Source organism: Nonomuraea terrae (genome assembly GCF_004348995.1).
In the GTDB taxonomy this organism is placed as follows: Bacteria; Actinomycetota; Actinomycetes; order Streptosporangiales; family Streptosporangiaceae; genus Nonomuraea; species Nonomuraea terrae.
Genome location: NZ_SMKQ01000359.1, coordinates 1 through 4,887 on the forward strand (window position 1 = coordinate 1; position 4,887 = coordinate 4,887).

Sequence of the window (4,887 nt, forward strand, 5' to 3'; positions counted from 1 at the left end):
ACTCCCGACCGCCCCATCCCGCCCGACCGCGGACACGTCTCCGGCCGAGACCTCACCGGCCCGCCGGCACCCGGCGCGGCGACGAACCGCGGCGGCTGAGGACACACCGGCCCTTCGGCCGGCACCCCACAAGAATCCAGCACCACGGCAGCAGACGACGGCGCCGCCCGGCGCAAGCGACCCGGCCGGCTCCCGGCAACCCGACGCGGCCCCACACCGCCAGCCCTCGGCACAGGACTCCCGACCGCAGCAGGACGGAGCACCGCACCGCGTGGCGTCATTTCATGGCTCGATACCAGGGCAGAACGCGGCGGAAGGCGCGGGTGCTCGGGTGGTCGCGCAGTTGCGGGACGTCCGGGTGGGCGAGCGGCTCCACGTGCCCGCGCTGACGATCAGGGCCGGTGACCGGCTGCTGGTCAGGGGCGCCAACGGAGCGGGCAAGACCACGCTCCTGCGCGCCATCGCCGAGCACGCCCGCGACACCGAGGTCGGCTACCTGGCCCAGGAGGTCACGTTCGACCCCGGCCTGACGGTCCTGCAGGCGTACGGCGGCCACGGTCACCCCGACGAGCGCCGCGCCGCGCTGCTGCGCACCGGCCTGTTCCGTGCCTCCGTGCTCGACCAGCGGGTGGGCACGCTCTCGGTCGGCCAGCGACGCCGGCTGGCGCTGGCCCGCCTGCTGGCCGGGGCACACGACCTGCTGCTGCTCGACGAGCCCACCAACCACCTTTCGCCCGTACTGGCCGAAGAGCTGGAGCGGGCGCTCGACGACTACCGGGGCGCGCTCGTCGTCGTGTCGCACGACCGCGCCCTCGTCCGCCGCTTCCGCGGCACCGTGATCACGCTGACAGGGGGACGCGTCTCTTGACCGCTCTGACCATGATCGAGGCGGGCGCGCCGTACGGCATCGCCGCGGGGCCCGACGGGGCGCTCTGGTTCACGCTCGTCCACGAGGGGCGCGTCGGCCGGCTGCTGCCCGGCTGCGACCCGGTCATCCACCAGCTCGATCCGGCCGACGGGCAGCCGACGGTGATCGAGCCGGGGCCTGACGGGGCGATGTGGTTCACCGAGGGGAAGGGCGACCGGGTCTGCCGCATCACCGCCGACGGGCAGGTGACGTCCTATGCGGCCTCCAGTCCGTACGGGATCACGGCGGGCCCCGACGGCGCCATGTGGTTCGCCGAGATGCGGCCCGGGAGGATCGGGAGGATCGGGGACGACGGGGCCCTGACCGAGTTCGCGGTGCCGGTGGAGGGTGGCATGCCCGCCCTCGTCACGTCCGGTCCCGACGGTGCGCTCTGGTTCACGATCAACCAGGGCGACGCCATCGGGCGGGTGTCGCCGGCGGGCCAGGTGACCGTTCATCCGCTGCCCACGGTGGGGGCCGCTCCGGTGGGCATCACGCTGGGTCCCGACGACGCGCTGTGGTTCGTCGAGATCGGCGCGGGGCAGGTCGGGCGGATCGACGTGTCAGGCAAGATCACCGAGTTTCCGCTCCCCGACCGGGCCGCCCGTCCCCACGCCATCATCACCGGCCCCGACGACGCCCTCTGGTTCACGGAGTGGGGCACCGGCCGCCTGGGCCGCATCACGCCCTCCGGCACGATCGACGAACACCCCATCCCCTGGCCACCCCAGGAGAACGACACCACCGCGCCACGCAACCCCGAGCCGCACGGTCTCACCGTCGGCCCCGACGGAGCGATCTGGGTAGCCCTCGAAGCCGGCGCCCTCGCCCGCATCTCCTGACCGCCCGTCCGAGCCATCCGGGACGATCACTCAGCCCCCCGCGAAGACACCACACCGTCCCCCCAGCCACGCCGTCTCCACCGGACACCCGCCCATCCCGCGCAATCGCACAAGCCGCCCCGCCTGACACCGGACCATCCCGCGCGATCACACCATCCGCCCCGCCTGACAGCGGACCGCCCGCGACGTGAACGCGCAAACAGACAACCACGGGCTCCTGGCCGCAGGCGCATCACTCAAAGACGCCCTCGACCAGGGCCTCCCTGGTCCCGGCGGCGGGCGACCGAATCTGTGGTCAGCAGGCTCTCAGAAGTGTCTCGCACCATGCTGGAGTTCTGAGAGACGTTTTGCGAGCCTTGGCCAGTGTAAATGCGCCCGTTTCCGGACTTTCGCAGAACTCTCAACTGGACATTTATGCGAGAGCCGAGCCACGCGGGCAGGACTCGTTTCAAGGGTCTGCATCGTCAGGCCGGTGGCCAGTTCCGCAAAGCTGCGTCGGCCACCTGTTGCAGGTCCTCGCATGTCGCGCCGCCGGCTGCCTGTACGGCCACGCCGTTCGCGATCGTCATGACGTAGCGGGCGATCTTCTCCGGGTCAGCGTCGGCGGGCAGGTCGCCCACCTGGACGGCCTGCCGGAACCGGTCGCGGAGCAGCGCCTGGCCGTGGGCACGCCACTCGGCCAGGGTGTCGCGGGCGACTCGTCCGGTCTCGCCGGCGGCCAGTGCGCCCTGGACACCGAGGCAGCCGGCGGGGAGCCCGGGCAGCGTGTTGGCGCGGGCCGAGCCGGCGAGGAAGGCCATGGCGACCTCGCGGGCGGTGGGTGCCTGCAGCGCCTCGGCGACGTAGGCACCTGGCCCTTCCGCGTAGCGCTGCAATGCCTTGCGGAACAGGTCCTCCTTGTTGCCGTAGGCCGCGTACAGGCTCTTGCGGGAGATACCCATGGCCGCGGTCAGGTCGGTGAGGCTGGCACCTTCGTAACCCTGCGCCCAGAAGACCATCATCGCCTTCTCGAGCGCCGCCTCGGCGTCGAACGCCCGTGGTTCATCAACGACCAGGTGCTGCTCGGCGGCCAGCCCGGCACCCGCGACGACGTCGTCACGGTCCTGAAGGGGATCGTCGACGCCGTTCCGGACATTCACTGGGAGGTCGACGAGCTGGTGTTCGACCGGGACGGCATCGCCGTCCGCGCCATCAACACGGGCACCCCGGTGAAGGAGTGGCTCGGTGTCCCAGCCTCCGGCGCCTCGTTCAAGATCGTCGAGTACGCCATCTACCAGGTCCGTGACGGCCGATTCGTCCAGATGACGAACCTGCACGACTCGGCCGAGATGCTCCGGCAGCTGACCGCGTGACCGCCGAGAGGCTCTGCCTGATCCGCCGACCAGCCAGAGCCCTCTCCGGGCGGCCAGTAGTCGTCGTAGGCCGTCCTGGCCGGCCGGCTGTTCATCGGTTCCTGCGGCGGCCGGCTTATCTGGAGTGACTCTGCATGTGTGGCCAGTAAGAGCCTGCTGACATCAGATTGGGTCGCCGATGCCGGGACCAGGGAGGCTCTGGTCGAGGGCGGGGTGGTCACATCTTTTCCGTCGAGATCGGGCCGTACTGGACGGTTGGTTACGCCGGCGCTGGGACGCCAGGCGATGGCGGTCGGGGTGGTGGGCCCTCGTCCGCGTCTACGAAGGGGCCGGGGGTCGGTGCGGCGGTGGTTCGAGCAGGGCGGAGGAGGATTGGGTGGTGAGCCAGTCGGCTGCGGTCTCCCATGACCAGCCCAGTTCACGTACGGCGTTCCAGGCGGACGTGCCGAAGTAGAACCAGAGGATCTCCTCGGCGCGGGTGCGGTCGATGTCGTCGCGGAGGACGGCGAGGTCGGCCAGTCGGGCGGCGATGCGGCCGAGGCTCGCGCGGTAGCGGCGGACGGCCAGTGCGGCGGCGTCGGCGACCGCCGGGTCGGACGTGCGGTTGTCGAGCAGCACCTTCAGGGTGGTGGCTTGGCGGCGGGTCACCTCGCCCGTGCCGTGTGCGGTGACGCGCAGGATCTCGCGGCCGTCGGTGAGCCGGGACACCTGGTCGAGCACCTCACGGGTGACCTCGTCGGCGGCACCGTCCTCGCCCAGGGCGCGGATCAGCGCGGGCTTGCCGCCGACGCTGGTGTACACGGTGTTGACGGCCACGCCGGCCCGCTCGGCGACGGCGGCGACGCTCGTGCGGGCGTAGCCCTGCTCGGCGAAGAGGGTGCGGGCCGCGTCGAGGATGGCCGCGTGGGTCTCCAGCGCGGCCTGGACCCTGACTCTTGAGACGTACGGACGCCGTGCCACACTTTCAGATTAACATCCCTCCATTGAAAGTAAGTTCATTCCTACGGATAGGGGTTCAGCGTGCTGATCGATCCCGCCGCACCTCCGGACAAGCCTGAGACCGCCCAGATGAAGGTCATCCACAAGGCGCTGCGCCGGGAGTTCCGGCTGTTGCCCGTGCTGGCGTCCCAGGTGGCCGGCCATGACACGAAGCGCGCCGGCGAGCTCGCCAGCCACGCGACGCTCGTGCTCGGCATGCTGCACGAGCACCACGAGAGCGAGGACACGTTGTTGTGGCCGTTGCTGCGTCAGCGGGTGCCTCTGGAGAAGCCGCTGGTGGAGACGATGGAGGAGCAGCACCACGTCGTCGCCGAGCTGATCGGCGCGCTCCAGGAGGACCTCCCGGCCTGGTCACGCGGCGCCGACACGCAGACCCGTGACCGCTTGGCCGACTGCCTGCGCCGGTTGTGGGCGGCCCTGGAGGAGCATCTCGACCTTGAGGAACGCGCCGTCCTGCCGCTCATCCACGAGCACCTGACCGTGCCCGAGTGGCTCGCGCCCCAGCACGCCGCCCTGGCGAACGGGCCGGCCGGCCTGACGGCGAAGCTGCTGCTCGCCGGGGTGGTCCTGGAGGACGCCACCGAACGCGAGCAGGCGTGGTTCCTGCACTCGATGCCGCCGCCGGCCCGCGTGCTGTGGCGCCTGTTCGGCAAGCGCATGTACGCCGCCCGCACGGCCGCCATCCGCCGAAGCGTCGCCGTTTAGCCGGGCGGCGAACACCGGCGCTGGAGGCGGGTTGTAGCCGGGTGACCGCGTGGGCGCGGCCGTCAGGTGGTGGGTGGGGGGT

The 4,887-nt window shown here is 71.3% G+C and carries 6 protein-coding genes; 4 read left to right on the forward strand and 2 right to left on the reverse strand.

From position 1 onward, the window contains the following. Positions 1–271 precede the first annotated feature (271 nt). Positions 272–868: an ATP-binding cassette domain-containing protein gene (locus E1286_RS46035; RefSeq protein ID WP_246075716.1), complete on the forward strand. Its 597-nt coding sequence runs from the start codon at positions 272–274 to the stop codon at positions 866–868. After that, positions 865–1,749 carry a Vgb family protein gene (locus E1286_RS46040; RefSeq protein ID WP_342776341.1) on the forward strand — a complete coding sequence of 295 codons (885 nt, stop codon included), beginning with the start codon at positions 865–867 and terminating at the stop codon, positions 1,747–1,749. The genes E1286_RS46035 and E1286_RS46040 overlap by 4 nt, the downstream gene beginning before the upstream one ends. 464 nt (positions 1,750–2,213) lie before the next feature. On the opposite strand, the gene E1286_RS46045 is transcribed toward E1286_RS46040, so the two are convergent. Continuing rightward, complete coding sequence (locus E1286_RS46045; RefSeq protein ID WP_132623559.1) at positions 2,214–2,750, reverse strand: TetR/AcrR family transcriptional regulator; 537 nt, start codon at positions 2,748–2,750, stop codon at positions 2,214–2,216. Between the two features lie 54 nt (positions 2,751–2,804). On the opposite strand from E1286_RS46045, the gene E1286_RS46050 reads away from it, so the two are divergent. Beyond that, positions 2,805–3,101: an ester cyclase gene (locus E1286_RS46050; RefSeq protein WP_223190946.1), complete on the forward strand. Its 297-nt coding sequence runs from the start codon at positions 2,805–2,807 to the stop codon at positions 3,099–3,101. 318 nt (positions 3,102–3,419) lie between these two features. Here the strand turns inward: E1286_RS46050 and E1286_RS46055 are convergent, their stop codons facing one another. After that, positions 3,420–4,061, reverse strand: coding sequence for a TetR/AcrR family transcriptional regulator (locus E1286_RS46055; protein ID WP_132623553.1), 642 nt, complete (start codon positions 4,059–4,061; stop codon positions 3,420–3,422). A gap of 60 nt (positions 4,062–4,121) precedes the next feature. On the opposite strand from E1286_RS46055, the gene E1286_RS46060 reads away from it, so the two are divergent. Continuing rightward, on the forward strand, positions 4,122–4,805 hold the full coding sequence (locus tag E1286_RS46060; RefSeq protein WP_132623555.1) for a hemerythrin domain-containing protein: 684 nt from the start codon (positions 4,122–4,124) through the stop codon (positions 4,803–4,805). Positions 4,806–4,887: the final 82 nt, after the last annotated feature.

Excerpts from the sequence above, each read along its gene's own strand:
- E1286_RS46045 (WP_132623559.1), bottom strand. The coding sequence starts at position 2,750 with ATGATGGTCTTCTGGGCGCAGGGTTACGAAGGTGCCAGCCTCACCGAC.